13 protein-coding genes and 23 other annotated features are annotated in these 16,398 nt (G+C 53.8%); of the genes, 9 read left to right on the top strand and 4 right to left on the bottom strand.

The window, feature by feature from the left end; translation table 11 throughout:
- Positions 1-465: 465 nt before the first annotated feature.
- The 4 genes from fruR to leuO form a co-directional block, all read right to left on the bottom strand.
- Positions 466-1,481, bottom strand: a protein-coding gene (fruR, locus tag STM0118; protein ID NP_459123.1) for a transcriptional repressor of fru operon and others. Within the gene, positions 466-1,470 belong to an annotated coding region; the region does not span the whole gene.
- Positions 1,476-1,481: a ribosome-binding site (putative RBS for fruR; RegulonDB:STMS1H000498), on the bottom strand. It overlaps the preceding gene by 6 nt.
- Before the next feature lie 272 nt (positions 1,482-1,753).
- Positions 1,754-2,257, bottom strand: a protein-coding gene (gene ilvH, locus STM0117; RefSeq protein ID NP_459122.1) for an acetolactate synthase III, small subunit. Within the gene, positions 1,754-2,245 belong to an annotated coding region; the region does not span the whole gene.
- Positions 2,248-4,037 (bottom strand): valine sensitive acetolactate synthase III, large subunit gene (gene ilvI, locus STM0116; protein ID NP_459121.1). Within the gene, positions 2,248-3,909 belong to an annotated coding region; the region does not span the whole gene. The genes ilvH and ilvI overlap by 10 nt, the downstream gene beginning before the upstream one ends.
- Positions 2,252-2,257 (bottom strand) — a ribosome-binding site (putative RBS for ilvH; RegulonDB:STMS1H000497). (Overlaps the previous gene by 6 nt.)
- Positions 3,865-3,879: a protein binding site (putative binding site for Lrp, RegulonDB: STMS1H000257), on the bottom strand.
- Positions 3,869-3,881: a protein binding site (putative binding site for Lrp, RegulonDB: STMS1H000264), on the bottom strand. It overlaps the preceding feature by 11 nt.
- Positions 3,918-3,923: a ribosome-binding site (putative RBS for ilvI; RegulonDB:STMS1H000496), on the bottom strand.
- Positions 3,957-3,971: a protein binding site (putative binding site for Lrp, RegulonDB: STMS1H000253), on the bottom strand.
- Positions 4,002-4,010 (bottom strand) — a -10 signal (putative -10_signal for ilvI; RegulonDB:STMLTH004475).
- Positions 4,012-4,034, bottom strand: a protein binding site (putative binding site for Lrp, RegulonDB: STMS1H000252).
- Positions 4,029-4,037 (bottom strand) — a -35 signal (putative -35_signal for ilvI; RegulonDB:STMLTH004475). Its footprint overlaps the feature before it by 6 nt.
- Positions 4,038-4,074: 37 nt before the next feature.
- Positions 4,075-4,087: a protein binding site (putative binding site for Lrp, RegulonDB: STMS1H000266), on the bottom strand.
- A gap of 7 nt (positions 4,088-4,094) precedes the next feature.
- Positions 4,095-4,107: a protein binding site (putative binding site for Lrp, RegulonDB: STMS1H000262), on the bottom strand.
- A gap of 186 nt (positions 4,108-4,293) precedes the next feature.
- Positions 4,294-5,250 (bottom strand): putative LysR family transcriptional regulator gene (gene leuO / locus STM0115; protein ID NP_459120.1). Within the gene, positions 4,294-5,238 belong to an annotated coding region; the region does not span the whole gene.
- Positions 5,245-5,250 (bottom strand) — a ribosome-binding site (putative RBS for leuO; RegulonDB:STMS1H000495). (Overlaps the previous gene by 6 nt.)
- A gap of 499 nt (positions 5,251-5,749) precedes the next feature.
- Positions 5,750-5,758, top strand: a -35 signal (putative -35_signal for leuL; RegulonDB:STMLTH004472).
- On the opposite strand from leuO, the gene leuL reads away from it, so the two are divergent.
- The 9 genes from leuL (at position 5,750) to yabJ (ending at position 16,397) form a co-directional block, all read left to right on the top strand.
- The gene (leuL, locus tag STM0114) for a leu operon leader peptide (RefSeq protein NP_459119.1) occupies positions 5,750-5,981 on the top strand. Within the gene, positions 5,895-5,981 belong to an annotated coding region; the region does not span the whole gene. It overlaps the preceding feature by 9 nt.
- Positions 5,769-5,777, top strand: a -10 signal (putative -10_signal for leuL; RegulonDB:STMLTH004472). (Overlaps the previous gene by 9 nt.)
- Positions 5,881-5,886 (top strand) — a ribosome-binding site (putative RBS for leuL; RegulonDB:STMS1H000494).
- A gap of 67 nt (positions 5,982-6,048) precedes the next feature.
- Positions 6,049-6,054: a ribosome-binding site (putative RBS for leuA; RegulonDB:STMS1H000493), on the top strand.
- Positions 6,049-7,640, top strand: a protein-coding gene (leuA, locus tag STM0113; RefSeq protein NP_459118.1) for a 2-isopropylmalate synthase. Within the gene, positions 6,069-7,640 belong to an annotated coding region; the region does not span the whole gene. Its footprint overlaps the feature before it by 6 nt.
- Positions 7,626-7,631 (top strand) — a ribosome-binding site (putative RBS for leuB; RegulonDB:STMS1H000492). (Overlaps the previous gene by 6 nt.)
- Positions 7,626-8,731 (top strand): 3-isopropylmalate dehydrogenase gene (gene leuB / locus STM0112; protein NP_459117.1). Within the gene, positions 7,640-8,731 belong to an annotated coding region; the region does not span the whole gene. Before leuA ends, leuB begins: the two co-directional genes overlap by 15 nt.
- Positions 8,721-8,726 (top strand) — a ribosome-binding site (putative RBS for leuC; RegulonDB:STMS1H000491). It overlaps the preceding gene by 6 nt.
- The gene (gene leuC, locus STM0111; protein ID NP_459116.1) for a 3-isopropylmalate isomerase (dehydratase), subunit with LeuD occupies positions 8,721-10,134 on the top strand. Within the gene, positions 8,734-10,134 belong to an annotated coding region; the region does not span the whole gene. Before leuB ends, leuC begins: the two co-directional genes overlap by 11 nt.
- Positions 10,133-10,138: a ribosome-binding site (putative RBS for leuD; RegulonDB:STMS1H000490), on the top strand. Its footprint overlaps the gene before it by 2 nt.
- The gene (leuD, locus tag STM0110; RefSeq protein ID NP_459115.1) for a 3-isopropylmalate isomerase (dehydratase), subunit with LeuC occupies positions 10,133-10,750 on the top strand. Within the gene, positions 10,145-10,750 belong to an annotated coding region; the region does not span the whole gene. It overlaps the preceding feature by 6 nt. The genes leuC and leuD overlap by 2 nt, the downstream gene beginning before the upstream one ends.
- Before the next feature lie 534 nt (positions 10,751-11,284).
- Positions 11,285-11,290 (top strand) — a ribosome-binding site (putative RBS for yabN; RegulonDB:STMS1H000489).
- The gene (yabN, locus tag STM0109; RefSeq protein ID NP_459114.1) for a putative periplasmic binding protein of transport system occupies positions 11,285-12,959 on the top strand. Within the gene, positions 11,301-12,959 belong to an annotated coding region; the region does not span the whole gene. It overlaps the preceding feature by 6 nt.
- 167 nt (positions 12,960-13,126) lie before the next feature.
- Positions 13,127-13,132 (top strand) — a ribosome-binding site (putative RBS for tbpA; RegulonDB:STMS1H000488).
- Positions 13,127-14,120, top strand: a protein-coding gene (gene tbpA, locus STM0108) for a thiamine-binding periplasmic protein (RefSeq protein ID NP_459113.1). Within the gene, positions 13,137-14,120 belong to an annotated coding region; the region does not span the whole gene. (Overlaps the previous feature by 6 nt.)
- Positions 14,079-14,084, top strand: a ribosome-binding site (putative RBS for yabK; RegulonDB:STMS1H000487). (Overlaps the previous gene by 6 nt.)
- Positions 14,079-15,706 (top strand): putative binding-protein-dependent transport system inner membrane component gene (gene yabK / locus STM0107; protein NP_459112.1). Within the gene, positions 14,096-15,706 belong to an annotated coding region; the region does not span the whole gene. The genes tbpA and yabK overlap by 42 nt, the downstream gene beginning before the upstream one ends.
- Positions 15,671-15,676 (top strand) — a ribosome-binding site (putative RBS for yabJ; RegulonDB:STMS1H000486). Its footprint overlaps the gene before it by 6 nt.
- The gene (gene yabJ / locus STM0106; RefSeq protein ID NP_459111.1) for a putative ABC-transport protein occupies positions 15,671-16,397 on the top strand. Within the gene, positions 15,690-16,397 belong to an annotated coding region; the region does not span the whole gene. The genes yabK and yabJ overlap by 36 nt, the downstream gene beginning before the upstream one ends.
- Position 16,398 lies beyond the last annotated feature (1 nt).

Here is a 16,398-nt window from a genome sequence, read left to right as displayed (position 1 = left end):
ATTAATTTCCGCCCAGCGTGCAAGCCAAATTAACGTTATGAATATTTGTAAGAAAAAAACCAAAGGCCCACCGCCGTTTAAAACGGACTCAATATAATCCGAGAAAAATATAAAGTGTCAGTTTGCGACGCGAGCGGCATTTTAGGACATATTGCACCGTGTTAACAGTGCCTGTTTAACGTGTGCGGTGCCTGCTATACCAGCGCCTACGAGCGACTGTCGCGCCAAAGACAAAAAGTGGCTGTTAATTCGACGATTTCTTGCCTGCTTGTAACAAAACAATACAAAGGAAAAGACTCGTTACGTCTTAATTAGTGGAATGTGGACGATTTCGGACAAAAGAAAGGTAATAAAAAAGAATTTTCGGATAATTTTAAGGAATAATCTTAATTATTTAAGGGATATTTTTACTGATACGCATTTGTTTGACGGCGGCAGAAGAGAGAGTCTTTTACCGCCGGTCCTTTAGCTACGGCTCAGAATGCCGCGACGATAAAGGTTTCGCCGAATACGCGTTAAGCCGGGTTTCGGTTTACGCGGTTCATCAAGACTTGCCAGCACAATCTCCAGCACGCGTTCCGCGACATCACGATGACGCTGCGCCACCGCCAGTACCGGGCATTGCAGAAAATCCAGCAGCTCATGATCGCCGAAGGTCGCAATCGCTAAATCCGAAGGCAGTTTTCCATCGCGCCGCAGCGTTACGTCCATCACGCCCTGTAATAGCGCGAACGATGTCGTAAAGAGCGCCTGCGGCATAGGATGCGTTTCCAGCCATTTCTCAAACAACTGCGCGGCGGCTTCGCGCTCATAGCTGTTGGCATATAAGAAATTCACCTCCCGCGGATCGTCTTTCCATGCGGTGCGGAACCCCTGCTCGCGCAGGAAACTGACGGACAACTCCGGCAGCGCGCCCAAATAAAGCACCGTTTCCGCCGGGAATTTACGCAGCTCTTCCGCCAACATCTCGGCATCATCCTGATCGGCGCCGACCACGCTGGTGAAATGTTCGCGATCCAGCGCGCGGTCGAGCGCGACGATGGGGAACGGATCGTTGGCCCAGCGCTGATAGAAGGGATGCTCCGGCGGTAACGAAGTTGAAACAATGATTGCATCCACCTGGCGTTGCAAAAGGTGCTCAATGCAGCGCATTTCGTTATCCGGCTGATCTTCAGAACAGGCGATCAGCAGTTGGTAGCCACGCTGGCGTGCCTGGCGCTCAAGATAGTTTGCGATACGGGTGTAGCTCGTGTTTTCAAGGTCCGGGATCACCAGACCAATGGAACGTGTGCGTCCAGCACGCAGCCCGGCAGCCACAGCGTTAGGATGGTAATTGTGCTCACGCACTACCGCCATGACTTTTTCTACGGTTTTGTCGCTCACGCGGTATTGCTTTGCTTTACCGTTTATAACGTAGCTTGCAGTTGTGCGCGAGACACCGGCCAGCCGAGCGATTTCATCCAGTTTCACAATTGCCCCTTGTGTAAATTGTACAAACCATAACCTTTATGTCGGCATGGGTTAAAATCGTTAACATCTAAGCGCAGTTTGATCACTCCGGCAACCGCTTTTATTCCGGGTTACCACGGATTTCGCAAAAAAAAGCCCAACCGATGATATTGGGTTGGGCGATAATTCCTGTTGGCTGATATCCGGCAAACCTGCCTGATGGCGCTACGCTTATCGGACCTGGGCCAGATATCAGCCAGTAGACCGGATAAAACGCACGCGCGTCGTCATCCGGCGAATCTGCTCAGCGCATAATCTTATCGCCGCGCGAAAGCCCGACGACGCCTGAACGCGCCACTTCAACAATTTTCGCCACGTCGCGCAGCGAGGCCAGAAAAGCATCCAGTTTATCGCTGGTGCCCGCCAGTTGAACGGTATACAGCGTTGGCGTAACGTCAATAATCTGACCACGGAAAATTTCCGTATTACGCTTCACCTCTTCCCGTCCGTAGCCGCTGGCCTGGATTTTCACCAGCATGATTTCCCGCTCAACGTGCGCTCCCTGTCCCAGCTCGCTGACGCGCAGCACATCAACCAGCTTGTGCAGTTGCTTTTCAATTTGCTCAAGCACTTTTTCATCGCCTACCGTCTGGATAGTCATGCGCGACAACGTCGGATCGTCTGTCGGCGCGACGGTCAGGCTTTCAATATTATATCCGCGTTGCGAAAAGAGGCCGATAACCCGCGATAACGCCCCAGATTCGTTTTCCAGTAATACCGATAAAATCCGGCGCATCATCAGGTCCTCTCCGTTTTGCTTAACCACATTTCGTCCATCCCGCCCCCGCGAATCTGCATCGGATAGACATGCTCGCTGCCATCAACGGTGACATCGACGAACACCAGTCGGTTATTACGCACATGCTCAAGGGCTTCGCTGAGTTTACTTTCCAGCTCATCCGGACGGTTAATCTGCAGCCCGACATGGCCATATGCTTCCGCCAGGCGCACAAAATCCGGTAACGACTGCATATAAGACTGAGAATGGCGACCGGAATAGATCATATCCTGCCACTGTTTCACCATCCCCAGATAACGGTTGTTCAGGTTCAAAACCAGTACCGGCAGTTCATACTGTAAGGCTGTCGACAGCTCCTGAATGTTCATCTGTATACTGCCATCGCCGGTCACGCAGACCACCATTTCTTTCGGCAGGGCCATTTTAACGCCCAGCGCAGCCGGTAGGCCAAAACCCATCGTGCCGAGCCCGCCGGAATTAATCCAGCGACGTGGCTTATCGAACGGGTAATAGAGGGCGGCAAACATCTGGTGTTGTCCTACATCGGACGTCACGTACGCATCGCCCTTCGTCAGACGCCAGAGGGTTTCAATCACCGCCTGGGGTTTAATGCTTTCGCTTTCCGCGTCATATTTCAGGCACTGACGGGCGCGCCAGCTCTCTATCTGCTGCCACCAGTCGCGAATATCATCCTGCGGCTGAGACGGCGCATCCTGCGCCAGTAGCTCCAGCATTTGTTCCAGTACCAGGCGGGCATCGCCCACCACCGGGATATCAGCGTTAACCGTTTTGGATATGGACGTCGGGTCAATGTCGATGTGTAATACCGTCGCGTTCGGACAATATTTAGCGAGATTATTCGTCGTGCGGTCGTCAAATCGTACGCCAACAGCGAAAATCACGTCGGCGTTATGCATGGTCATATTGGCTTCATAAGTGCCATGCATTCCCAGCATTCCTAACGACTGGCGATGAGTAGCAGGAAACGCGCCCAGTCCCATTAATGAAGAGACCACCGGCAGGTTAAAGGTTTCAATGATGTGGCGCAACGGCGCATAGCAGGCCGCGCTTATCGCCCCTCCCCCAACGTAGACCACCGGCTTTTTTGCCGACGCCAGCGTTTGCAAGGCACGCTTAATTTGTCCTTTATGTCCTGATGTTGTGGGATTGTAAGAGCGCATACTGACCGTCTCCGGCCAGGCATACGGCATTTTTTTCGCCGGATTCAAAATATCTTTCGGCAAATCCACGACCACCGGCCCAGGACGTCCGCTTGCCGCCAGCCAGAAGGCCTTTTTAAGCACCAGGGGAATATCTTCCGTCTGTTTGACCAGGAAGCTATGTTTGACCACCGGTCGGGAAATCCCCACCATGTCGCACTCCTGAAAGGCATCATAGCCAATCAATGAGGTGGCGACCTGGCCGGAAAGAATCACCAGCGGAATGGAATCCATATAGGCCGTAGCAATCCCGGTAATCGCATTGGTCGCTCCCGGTCCGGAAGTCACCAGCACCACGCCAACGTCGCCAGTGGCTCGCGCCAGGCCATCCGCCATATGCACCGCGGCCTGCTCATGACGCACCAGCACATGATCGATCCCTCCAACGGTATGTAGCGCATCATAAATATCAAGCACTGCGCCTCCAGGATAGCCGAACACCTGCTTTACGCCTTGATCGATAAGCGATCAGACGACCATCTCGGCTCCAGACAACATTTCCACGGCTTGCCTCCACTTTATACCTGTCATCACGGTTTGACGGACACCTTAACCGCTCGCTATCACGCCTGGCAATTGGGTGGAATGACGTAAAGATGGGGAAGGTTAGAATAATCAGGAGGCAAGAAGAGAAGAAATGGAGAAATACTCCGTCTGAATCACACCTGGTAATAAATAATCGCTTATAAATGCAGACTTACAGCAATTCATCTATTTTTCACAGCGACGAAAAGCATCGCTCACCGTTAATTCAGCATAAAATTTTTGATATACGCTAAAAAGCAGAATAAACCAGAATTTGTTTCTGATTTATTCTGCCCGGTTTTATCGCTTACAAACAGAGACTAATAAATCTTCCATCCATTGATGCCCTTTATCACGCCCAGCCGCTTCATGCCAGGAAAGGTAGCATGTCCGGCTATTCAGTTTTAAAGGCAACGGCAATATTTGCAGATCCAGCGATTCCGCAAACTCTTCCGCCAGCCAGCGCGGGGCAATAGCGACCAAATGCGTCTGCGAAACCACGTTCAGAACGCTGATAAGCGCCATGCCCTGATAAGCCACGCTCGACTGTTTATCCGGCGTGTCATACCACGGCTGACTAAATGACGCATAACGATCGAGGGAAACAACCGCATGTTGTTCATTATAAACATCGCCTTCCAGTAGCGGGCCGCTAATACGCGGGTGTTTTCGGCTGGCGACTAAAACCATTTCATCTTTAAATAGCGGTACGCTGGTAAACTCAGGACGACGGAATTCTTCATAACTAATAACGAACTCGGTTTCCTGATAGCGTAACTGATGCTCAGTATTCTGATTCAACGACGCTTTAAAAACGACATGAATATTTGGCGCAATTTTTTCTACACGATTATAAATCTGTGACGTCAGGATATTATCCAGCGGACTGCACACGCAAAGATTGAATACACGTTCGCTGCTGGTCGGCTCAAACCCCGATCCCGGCAATTCATTTTGCACCAATTGCAACGCCTGACGGACTGAACCAAATAACTGAAATGCACGGGCAGTCGGCTGAATTCCTCGTCCATATCGAACAAAAAGTTCGTCATTAAACATAACCTTCAGACGCGCTACGGCGTTACTGACCGCAGGCTGCGACATTCCCAGCGTGTGGGCGGCGCGCGTAATATTCTGCTCTTGCATTACCGCATCGAACACGGTCAATAGGTTCAAATCAACCATGCGAAGCTGTGGTTTGCCCATATCTAAAAGATGCGGCTTTTCGGTTTTGACCTCTGGCATATTTAACTCCACTGTCACGCTTAACTCCCTTTTTCTGGCTGAAGGCAGAAATAATTCCTGAAAATATGATTTACCATGCATATAAAATAAGAAAAAGGGAAAGCGTTAAAATTCGGAAAACATAAAGACGCTGACAGAGACAAATAGAATGCCAGCGCAAGCGTAATGTGTCCTGAGTCACACCATTGCGATTCATAATGTTTAAATTACGCAAGCAATATAACCATAACTATGGCGAATACACAATCATACACCAAGTGAATGATCATTTAAGTTTCAATTAAATGTTTATATTATTAATAGCTAAAAAGTTAACATTAATTTATCAATAACTTTATCCTTATCCATTAAGCAAACAAGGTTATTTGTTAAAATATAAAACAAATCAAAAAGATAAACCAAACCTTTAGCATACCTTTAACAGGCCATTCCCCTAACCAATTTGCAAACAAAAATGCCTAAATATTTCAAACAATGAAAAGTATGAATGTCCACTCGTTCTTTTATCCTTTATTGGACGCGCAGCCCAGCACAATTAGCTAAAGTACGTATCCGGATATCGTCAACAAAATGCAATGGCGACAGAAAATAGAGTTGACATTAAACGGCATATCCAGTACCACTAAAAGCATAACGCATTCGCTGGAGCTGAATTAATGTCACATATCGTTCGTTTCACTGGGCTACTACTACTCAACGCATTTATTGTGCGCGGTAGACCGGTGGGCGGCATTCAACATTAAGTCAGCTCGAAGTCAAACAAAACCCGCGCCGTTGCGCGGGTTTTTTTATGCCTGACGCAAGGCGCCCCTGGAGACAAGGACCACATCATGAGCCAGCAAGTCATTATTTTTGATACGACCTTACGCGACGGCGAACAAGCGTTACAGGCCAGCCTGAGCGCGAAAGAGAAGCTGCAGATTGCCCTGGCCCTTGAGCGCATGGGTGTTGATGTCATGGAAGTAGGCTTCCCGGTCTCTTCTCCGGGTGATTTTGAATCCGTCCAAACCATCGCCCGCACCATTAAAAACAGCCGCGTTTGCGCCCTGGCGCGTTGTGTAGAAAAAGACATCGACGTCGCGGCACAGGCGCTGAAGGTCGCCGACGCGTTTCGCATCCATACTTTTATCGCCACCTCGCCAATGCACATCGCCACCAAGCTGCGCAGCACGCTGGATGAGGTTATCGAACGCGCGGTATACATGGTTAAGCGGGCGCGTAATTACACTGATGACGTAGAGTTCTCCTGCGAAGATGCTGGCCGGACGCCTGTTGACGATCTGGCGCGCGTGGTGGAAGCCGCTATAAACGCCGGCGCGAGAACCATTAATATTCCCGATACCGTGGGCTATACCATGCCGTTTGAGTTTGCGGGAATCATTTCCGGCCTGTATGAACGTGTCCCCAATATCGACAAAGCTATCATCTCCGTTCATACCCACGACGATTTAGGGATAGCAGTAGGCAACTCGCTGGCGGCAGTACATGCGGGCGCGCGTCAGGTTGAAGGCGCGATGAACGGTATCGGAGAACGTGCCGGTAACTGCGCACTGGAAGAAGTGATCATGGCGATTAAAGTGCGCAAAGACATCATGAACGTACACACCAACATCAATCACCACGAAATCTGGCGCACCAGCCAGACCGTCAGCCAGATCTGTAACATGCCGATCCCAGCCAACAAAGCGATTGTCGGCAGCGGCGCTTTCGCCCACTCTTCCGGCATCCACCAGGATGGCGTCCTCAAGAACCGCGAAAACTATGAAATCATGACGCCAGAGTCCATCGGTCTGAACCAGATACAGCTGAACCTGACCTCCCGCTCTGGCCGTGCCGCCGTGAAACATCGCATGGAAGAGATGGGTTACAAGGACACAGACTACAACATGGACCACCTGTACGACGCGTTCCTGAAGCTGGCGGACAAAAAAGGCCAGGTGTTCGACTATGACCTGGAAGCGCTGGCGTTTATTAATAAACAGCAAGAAGAACCAGAGCATTTCCGTCTGGATTACTTCAGCGTGCAGTCCGGCTCCAGCGATATCGCCACCGCTTCCGTGAAGCTGGCCTGTGGTGAAGAGATCAAGGCCGAAGCGGCGAACGGCAACGGTCCGGTCGACGCCATCTATCAGGCGATTAACCGCATCACTGGCTACGACGTTGAGTTGGTTAAATACGACCTGAACGCCAAAGGCCAGGGCAAAGACGCGCTGGGTCAGGTCGATATCGTCGTGAACCATCATGGTCGCCGCTTCCACGGCGTCGGGCTGGCGACGGATATCGTCGAATCCTCCGCCAAAGCGATGGTGCACGTACTGAACAATATCTGGCGCGCCGCCGAAGTTGAAAAAGAATTGCAACGCAAAGCTCAAAATAAAGAGAACAACAAGGAAACCGTGTAATGTCGAAGAACTATCATATTGCCGTACTGCCGGGCGACGGTATCGGCCCGGAAGTCATGGCGCAAGCCCTGAAAGTTATGGATGCGGTACGCAGCCGTTTTGATATGCGTATAACCACCAGCCACTATGACGTCGGCGGTATTGCTATCGACAATCATGGTCATCCACTGCCGAAAGCCACCGTTGAAGGGTGCGAGCAGGCGGATGCCATTCTGTTTGGCTCCGTCGGCGGCCCGAAATGGGAAAATTTGCCCCCGGAAAGCCAGCCGGAGCGCGGCGCCCTGCTGCCGCTGCGCAAACATTTCAAATTATTCAGTAACCTGCGTCCGGCGAAACTGTATCAGGGACTGGAAGCATTTTGCCCGTTGCGCGCCGATATCGCCGCTAACGGTTTCGATATCCTGTGCGTGCGCGAGCTGACCGGCGGGATCTATTTCGGACAGCCAAAAGGCCGTGAAGGCAGCGGTCAGTACGAAAAAGCCTTTGATACCGAAGTTTATCACCGCTTTGAGATCGAGCGCATTGCCCGTATCGCCTTTGAATCGGCGCGTAAACGCCGCCGTAAAGTCACCTCTATTGATAAAGCCAACGTACTGCAAAGCTCTATCCTGTGGCGTGAAATCGTCAATGATGTCGCGAAAACGTATCCCGATGTGGAACTCGCGCACATGTATATCGATAACGCCACCATGCAGTTGATTAAAGACCCGTCGCAGTTTGACGTACTGCTGTGCTCTAACCTGTTCGGCGACATTCTGTCCGACGAATGCGCCATGATCACCGGCTCAATGGGGATGTTGCCCTCCGCCAGCCTGAACGAGCAAGGGTTTGGCCTGTATGAACCGGCTGGCGGCTCCGCGCCGGATATCGCCGGGAAAAATATCGCCAACCCAATTGCGCAGATCCTGTCACTGGCGCTGCTGCTGCGCTACAGCCTGGATGCCAACGATGCGGCAACGGCCATTGAACAGGCGATCAATCGCGCATTAGAAGAGGGCGTTCGCACCGGCGATTTAGCCAGGGGCGCTGCCGCAGTCAGTACCGATGAGATGGGCGATATTATCGCCCGCTATGTCGCAGAAGGGGTGTAATCATGGCCAAAACGTTATACGAAAAATTATTTGATGCCCACGTGGTCTTTGAGGCGCCAAACGAAACGCCGCTGCTGTACATCGACCGCCACCTGGTGCATGAAGTCACCTCTCCGCAGGCGTTTGACGGTCTGCGCGCGCACCATCGTCCGGTACGTCAGCCAGGGAAAACCTTCGCTACGATGGATCACAACGTCTCGACGCAGACTAAAGACATTAATGCTTCCGGTGAAATGGCGCGTATCCAGATGCAGGAGCTGATTAAGAACTGTAACGAGTTCGGCGTCGAGCTGTATGACCTGAATCACCCATATCAGGGCATCGTCCATGTGATGGGGCCGGAACAGGGCGTCACCCTGCCGGGCATGACCATCGTCTGCGGCGACTCCCACACCGCCACCCACGGCGCGTTTGGTGCGCTGGCCTTCGGCATCGGCACTTCTGAGGTAGAACATGTACTGGCGACGCAAACCCTGAAACAGGGACGCGCTAAAACCATGAAGATTGAAGTCACGGGCAACGCCGCGCCGGGCATTACCGCCAAAGACATCGTGCTGGCGATCATCGGTAAAACCGGTAGCGCCGGCGGCACCGGACACGTGGTTGAATTTTGCGGCGACGCTATCCGCGCGCTGAGTATGGAAGGCCGCATGACGCTGTGCAATATGGCGATTGAGATGGGCGCCAAAGCCGGTCTGGTCGCCCCGGATGAAACCACTTTCAACTACGTAAAAGGGCGTTTGCACGCGCCGAAGGGCCGCGATTTTGACGAAGCCGTCGAGTACTGGAAAACGCTGAAAACCGATGACGGCGCGACCTTTGATACTGTCGTCGCCCTGCGAGCAGAAGAGATCGCGCCGCAGGTGACCTGGGGCACGAATCCGGGCCAGGTGATTTCCGTCACCGACATCATCCCCGATCCCGCCTCCTTTAGCGATCCGGTTGAGCGCGCCAGCGCCGAAAAAGCGCTGGCTTATATGGGCTTACAGCCGGGCGTACCGTTAACGGACGTTGCTATCGATAAAGTCTTTATCGGCTCTTGTACCAATTCACGCATTGAAGATTTGCGCGCGGCGGCGGAAGTCGCCAAAGGGCGCAAAGTTGCGCCGGGCGTGCAGGCGCTGGTGGTGCCGGGTTCAGGTCCGGTGAAAGCGCAGGCGGAAGCGGAAGGTCTGGACAAGATCTTTATCGAAGCAGGATTTGAATGGCGCTTACCGGGCTGTTCCATGTGCCTGGCCATGAATAACGACCGCCTGAACCCGGGCGAGCGCTGCGCCTCCACCAGCAACCGTAACTTTGAAGGTCGTCAGGGCCGCGGGGGTCGCACGCATTTAGTCAGCCCGGCGATGGCCGCCGCTGCCGCCGTTACCGGCCACTTCGCCGACATTCGCAGCATCAAATAAGGAAACTACCATGGCAGAGAAATTTACCCAGCATACCGGCCTGGTTGTCCCACTGGATGCCGCCAACGTCGATACCGATGCAATTATCCCTAAACAGTTTTTGCAGAAGGTTACGCGCACCGGTTTTGGCGCCCATCTGTTTAACGACTGGCGTTTCCTGGACGAAAAGGGCCAACAGCCAAATCCGGAATTCGTGTTGAACTTTCCGGAATATCAAGGCGCGTCGATACTGTTGGCGCGGGAAAACTTTGGCTGCGGCTCGTCACGCGAGCACGCGCCGTGGGCGTTGACCGATTACGGCTTTAAAGTGGTGATCGCGCCAAGCTTCGCCGACATCTTCTACGGCAACAGTTTCAATAATCAACTGCTGCCGGTAACCCTGAGCGACGCACAGGTCGATGAGCTGTTTGCCCTGGTGAAAGCCAATCCGGGCATTAAATTTGAAGTGGATCTGGAAGCACAGGTGGTGAAAGCAGGCGATAAAACCTACAGCTTTAAAATCGACGACTTCCGCCGCCACTGCATGTTGAACGGTCTGGACAGCATTGGGCTGACGCTGCAGCACGAAGACGCGATTGCCGCCTACGAAAATAAACAACCGGCATTTATGCGGTAACCCTTGACGCCTTACCGGGCCTACAGGTTATGCAATATCACCCGGTTGCCATTATATTCTGTAGGCCTGATAAGCGTAGCGCCATCAAGCTCCGGGTTACTCATCAGTCGCTCATGCCGGGGATATTCCGGCATTTTTTATACGATTTTTACTCGCCCGGTCACCACCTGCGTGACCACAGAAACCGCCGTATAAATCCCGTTGAAACGCCGTCCCATCATCGTCATCCAGAAACAGCCGAAATAAAAAAAGCCAGCAGATATTATCTGCTGGCGGGTGATTTTAGGCTATCGCCTACACCAATACTCAGTCACACATGATGTCTGCAATTGGCTTCAATCGGTCGCCTCCCACTGCATCAGTTCCGCGAGCATTTTTAAGCGCTGCGGTGCGCTCAGGCAAGCCAGCCAGGACGTTTTTTCCGTCGCGGCAAAATATCTCAACCAGAACTGGCGCATAGTGACCTCTTCCTCTTGCTTCATCGAAAGATATTATTGGCCTAATATAGGGATAATAAAATTGCTGAGTTTTTCATCGGAGTTCCCCTTTTATGCCCTCAGGTCGCCTGCAACAACAATTTATCCGTCTCTGGCAATGTTGTGACGGTAAAACGCAAGACACCACGCTTAATGAGCTGGCGGATCTGCTGAACTGTTCGCGTCGCCATATGCGTACGCTGCTAAATACGATGCAGGCGCGCGGTTGGCTAACATGGGAAGCCGAGGTTGGACGCGGAAAGCGTTCGCGTCTGACGTTCCTGTATACCGGACTGGCGCTGCAACAGCAGCGGGCGGAAGACCTGCTGGAACAAGATCGAATCGATCAACTGGTACAACTGGTCGGCGATAAAAGCGCTGTCAGGCAAATGCTGATTTCCCATCTGGGACGCAGCTTCCGCCAGGGGCGGCATATTCTGCGGGTTCTTTACTATCGTCCGATGCACAATCTTCTGCCGGGAACCGCATTACGTCGCTCGGAAACTCATATTGCCCGGCAAATTTTCAGTTCGCTCACGCGGGTAAATGAGGAAAACGGGGAACTGGAAGCGGACATTGCGCACCACTGGCAGCAAATTTCCCCTTTACTGTGGCGCTTCTACCTGCGCCCCGGCATTCATTTTCATCATGGCCGCGAGCTGGAGATGGAAGATGTCATCTCCTCGCTGACGCGTATCAATACGCTTCCGCTTTACTCGCACATCACAAAGATAGACTCCCCTACCGCGTGGACGCTGGATATTCATCTTTCCCAGCCGGATCGCTGGTTGCCGTGGCTGCTGGGCCAGGTCCCGGCGATGATTTTGCCGCGGAAGTGGGAAACGCTGGCTAATTTCGCCAGCCACCCTATCGGCACCGGGCCTTATGCCGTGCGGCGTAATACGCCAAACCAGCTCAAGATACTCGCCTTTGATGATTACTTCGGCTATCGGGCGTTGATAGACGAAGTGAACGTCTGGGTACTGCCGGATATCAGTGAAGAACCGGCCTGCGGCTTGATGCTGGAAGGGCCGATACAAGGCGGTGAAAAAGCGATAGAAAGCCGACTGGAAGAGGGGTGCTATTACCTGCTATTCGACGCCAGAACGCCGCGCGGCGCACATCCGCAGGTCAGAGAATGGGTAAGCCACGTCCTCTCCCCCACCAATTTACTCTATCATGCCGATGAACCGCTACAGCAGCTCTGGTTCCCGGCCTATGGGCTTTTACCGCGCTGGCATCACGCCCGTCCAGGCCCGGGCGAAAAACCCGCCGGGCTGGAAACCCTCACGCTGACCTTCTATCGCGAACACATTGAGCACCGGGTTATCGCCCGTATCATGAGCGCGCTTCTGGCTGAACATCAGGTGCATCTGCATATTCAGGAGATCGACTACGATCAATGGCACGCCGGCGAGATCGAAAGCGATATCTGGCTCAATAGCGCTAACTTTACGCTGCCGCTGGATTTCTCGCTGTTCGCGCACTTGTGCGAAGTACCGCTCTTGCAGAACTGCATTCCGCGCGACTGGCAGGGCGACGCCGCGCAGTGGCGCGCTGGCGAGATGAACCTGGCGAACTGGTGCCAGCAACTGCTGGCCAACAAAGCGATTGTGCCGTTGATCCACCACTGGCTGATTATCCAGGGACAGCGCAGTATGCGCGGGCTGCGCATGAATACCCTCGGCTGGTTTGATTTTAAATCGGCGTGGTTTGCGCCGCCAGATCCTTAACGCCAGCTCTTGATTGCTGCCCGGCAACAAAATCACTACACTAACGCCGAACTCAACGGGGTGCCGCGCTCATGCGCGCGCTGAGAAAATACCCGTCGAACCTGATCCGGATAATGCCGGCGAAGGGATTTGAGGCTACCTCTCAAGTCCTTTGCCACTCTTTAACTGAGGTGCAAAGTGTTAAAAAAATATCTTCCACTTTTACTCCTGTGCGCGGCGCCTGCTTTCGCCAAACCCGTTCTCACCGTCTATACCTACGACTCGTTCGCCGCCGACTGGGGGCCAGGCCCGGCGGTGAAAAAAGCGTTTGAAGCCGATTGCAACTGCGAGCTGAAACTGGTGGCGCTGGAGGATGGCGTTTCGCTGCTCAACCGCCTGCGGATGGAGGGGAAGAACAGCAAAGCCGATGTGGTGTTGGGGCTGGACAACAATCTGCTGGAAGCGGCCACGCAAACTAAACTCTTTGCCAAAAGCGGCGTGGCGAATGAAGCGGTCAAGGTGCCCGGCGGCTGGAAAAACGACACATTTGTGCCATTCGATTACGGCTATTTCGCCTTTGTCTACGATAAAAGCAAGCTGAAAAATCCGCCGAAAAGCCTGAAAGAACTGGTCGAGAGCGATCAAAAATGGCGGGTGATTTATCAGGACCCACGTACCAGTACGCCAGGGCTGGGGCTGTTACTGTGGATGCGCAAAGTCTATGGCGATAACGCGCCGCAGGCCTGGCAAAAACTGGCGGCCAAAACGGTGACGGTGACGAAAGGCTGGAGCGAGGCCTACGGTTTATTTCTGAAAGGTGAAAGCGATTTGGTGCTCAGTTACACCACCTCTCCGGCGTATCACATTATTGAAGAGAAGAAGGACAATTACGCCGCCGCGAACTTCAGCGAAGGCCATTACTTACAGGTAGAAGTCGCGGCGCGTACCGTCGCCAGTAAGCAGCCGGAACTGGCGGAGAAATTCCTCAAATTTATGGTTTCTCCGGCGTTTCAGAACGCCATACCCACCGGCAACTGGATGTACCCGGTAGCGGACGTCGCCTTACCCGCAGGGTTTGAATCATTGGCCAAACCCGCCACAACGCTGGAATTCACGCCGCAACAAGTGGCAGCACAACGCCAGGCATGGATTAGCGAATGGCAACGCGCCGTCAGCCGTTAATTCCCGGCTGGCTGATTCCGGGGCTGTGCGCCGCCGCGCTGATGATAACCGTCTCGCTGGCGGCCTTTCTGGCGCTTTGGCTGAATGCGCCGTCGGGCGCGTGGTCGACAATCTGGCGGGATAGCTACCTGTGGCATGTGGTGCGCTTCTCATTCTGGCAGGCGTTTCTGTCCGCAGTGCTGTCTGTGGTCCCGGCGGTTTTTCTCGCCCGCGCGCTTTATCGACGCCGTTTTCCTGGACGTCTGGCGCTGCTGCGTCTGTGCGCCATGACGCTGATTCTGCCGGTACTGGTTGCCGTGTTCGGCATTCTTAGCGTGTATGGCCGTCAGGGCTGGCTGGCCTCGCTGTGGCAGATGCTGGGGCTTCAGTGGACATTCTCCCCCTACGGCTTGCAGGGCATTTTACTGGCGCACGTCTTTTTTAACCTGCCAATGGCGAGCCGTTTGTTGCTGCAATCTTTGGAAAGCATTCCCGGCGAGCAGCGCCAGCTCGCCGCCCAGCTCGGTATGCGCGGCTGGCATTTTTTCCGTTTTGTCGAATGGCCGTGGCTGCGCCGCCAAATTCCGCCTGTCGCGGCGCTGATTTTTATGCTCTGCTTCGCCAGTTTCGCAACGGTTCTGTCGCTCGGCGGCGGCCCGCAGGCCACCACTATCGAACTGGCTATCTTTCAGGCGCTCAGTTATGACTACGATCCCGCCCGCGCGGCGATGCTGGCATTAATCCAGATGGTCTGCTGCCTGGCGCTGGTACTGCTAAGCCAACGGTTGAGCAAAGCGATTGCGCCGGGGATGACGCTGACGCAGGGCTGGCGCGATCCTGACGATCGTCTCCACAGCCGTCTGACGGACGCCTTATTAATCGTGCTGGCGCTGCTGCTGCTGCTTCCGCCGCTGGTCGCCGTGGTGGTCGATGGCGTCAACCGCAGCCTGCCGGAGGTGCTGGCGCAACCCATTCTGTGGCAGGCTGTCTGGACATCGCTACGCATTGCGCTGGCGGCGGGCGTTCTGTGTGTGGTGCTGACCATGATGCTGCTGTGGAGTAGCCGCGAGCTACGCCAACGCCAGCAACTATTCGCCGGACAAACGCTGGAACTCAGCGGAATGTTGATCCTCGCGATGCCGGGGATCGTGCTGGCGACAGGCTTCTTTTTACTGCTCAATAACAGCGTTGGCTTACCGGAATCCGCCGACGGCATCGTGATTTTCACCAATGCGCTGATGGCAATCCCCTACGCGCTAAAAGTCCTGGAAAACCCAATGCGCGATATTACCGCCCGTTATGGAATGCTGTGCCAGTCATTAGGAATTGAAGGCTGGTCGCGGTTAAAGATCGTGGAACTGCGGGCGCTGAAACGTCCGCTGGCGCAGGCGCTGGCGTTTGCCTGCGTACTTTCTATCGGTGATTTTGGCGTCGTCGCGCTTTTCGGCAATGACAATTTCCGCACGCTGCCGTTTTATCTGTATCAGCAGATCGGCTCCTACCGCAGCCAGGACGGCGCAGTGACCGCGCTGATACTGCTGCTGCTCTGCTTTACGTTATTTACCCTCATAGAGAAACTACCGGGCCGACATGCTAAAACTGATTGATATCACCTGGCTTTACCATCATTTGCCGATGCGTTTTACGCTGGCGGTAGAACGCGGCGAGCAGGTGGCGATTCTTGGCCCCAGCGGCGCGGGGAAAAGCACGTTGTTGAATTTAATTGCCGGTTTTCTTGCGCCTGCCAGCGGTACGCTACTGATTGCCGGCGACGATCATACGCTTACGCCGCCCTCACGCCGTCCGGTCTCAATGCTGTTTCAGGAGAATAATTTATTCAGCCACCTGAATGTGCAGCAAAATATCGGTCTGGGGCTAAACCCTGGGTTAACGCTCAACGCCAGCCAGCGGGAAAAACGGGACGCTATCGCACATCAGATGGGCATTGAGAGTCTGATGACGCGTTTACCGGGCGAACTGTCCGGCGGCCAGCGTCAGCGGGTAGCGCTGGCGCGCTGCCTGGTACGCGAACAGCCGGTACTGCTGCTGGATGAACCGTTCTCCGCGCTCGATCCCGCGCTGCGCCAGGAGATGCTGACGTTGGTCAGCGATATCTGCCGCGAGCGACAGCTCACGCTGTTGATGGTCTCGCACAGCGTGGAAGATGCGGCGCGAATTGCGCCCCGGTCAATCGTCGTGGCCGACGGGCGTATCGCGTGGCAAGGCAAAACAGACGAGCTACTAAGCGGTCAAGCCAGCGCCTCAGCGCTATTGGGCATCAAATCCCATATTTTGTAGG

This window comes from Salmonella enterica subsp. enterica serovar Typhimurium str. LT2 (genome assembly GCF_000006945.2).
Classification (GTDB): Bacteria; Pseudomonadota; Gammaproteobacteria; order Enterobacterales; family Enterobacteriaceae; genus Salmonella; species Salmonella enterica.
Note: the sequence above shows the minus strand (reverse complement) of the source record. Positions and strands in the feature narration are given on the sequence as shown.

What these genes read in the sequence shown, in the direction of transcription:
- leuB (NP_459117.1), top strand. Translation starts at nt 7,640, where the DNA reads ATGTCGAAGAACTATCATATTGCCGTACTGCCGGGCGACGGTATCGGC.
- yabJ (NP_459111.1), top strand. Translation starts at nt 15,690, where the DNA reads ATGCTAAAACTGATTGATATCACCTGGCTTTACCATCATTTGCCGATG.
- leuO (NP_459120.1), bottom strand. Translation starts at nt 5,238, where the DNA reads ATGCCAGAGGTCAAAACCGAAAAGCCGCATCTTTTAGATATGGGCAAA.
- yabK (NP_459112.1), top strand. Translation starts at nt 14,096, where the DNA reads ATGGCAACGCGCCGTCAGCCGTTAATTCCCGGCTGGCTGATTCCGGGG.
- ilvH (NP_459122.1), bottom strand. Translation starts at nt 2,245, where the DNA reads ATGCGCCGGATTTTATCGGTATTACTGGAAAACGAATCTGGGGCGTTA.
- yabN (NP_459114.1), top strand. Translation starts at nt 11,301, where the DNA reads ATGCCCTCAGGTCGCCTGCAACAACAATTTATCCGTCTCTGGCAATGT.
- leuL (NP_459119.1), top strand. Translation starts at nt 5,895, where the DNA reads ATGTCACATATCGTTCGTTTCACTGGGCTACTACTACTCAACGCATTT.
- leuA (NP_459118.1), top strand. Translation starts at nt 6,069, where the DNA reads ATGAGCCAGCAAGTCATTATTTTTGATACGACCTTACGCGACGGCGAA.
- leuD (NP_459115.1), top strand. Translation starts at nt 10,145, where the DNA reads ATGGCAGAGAAATTTACCCAGCATACCGGCCTGGTTGTCCCACTGGAT.
- leuC (NP_459116.1), top strand. Translation starts at nt 8,734, where the DNA reads ATGGCCAAAACGTTATACGAAAAATTATTTGATGCCCACGTGGTCTTT.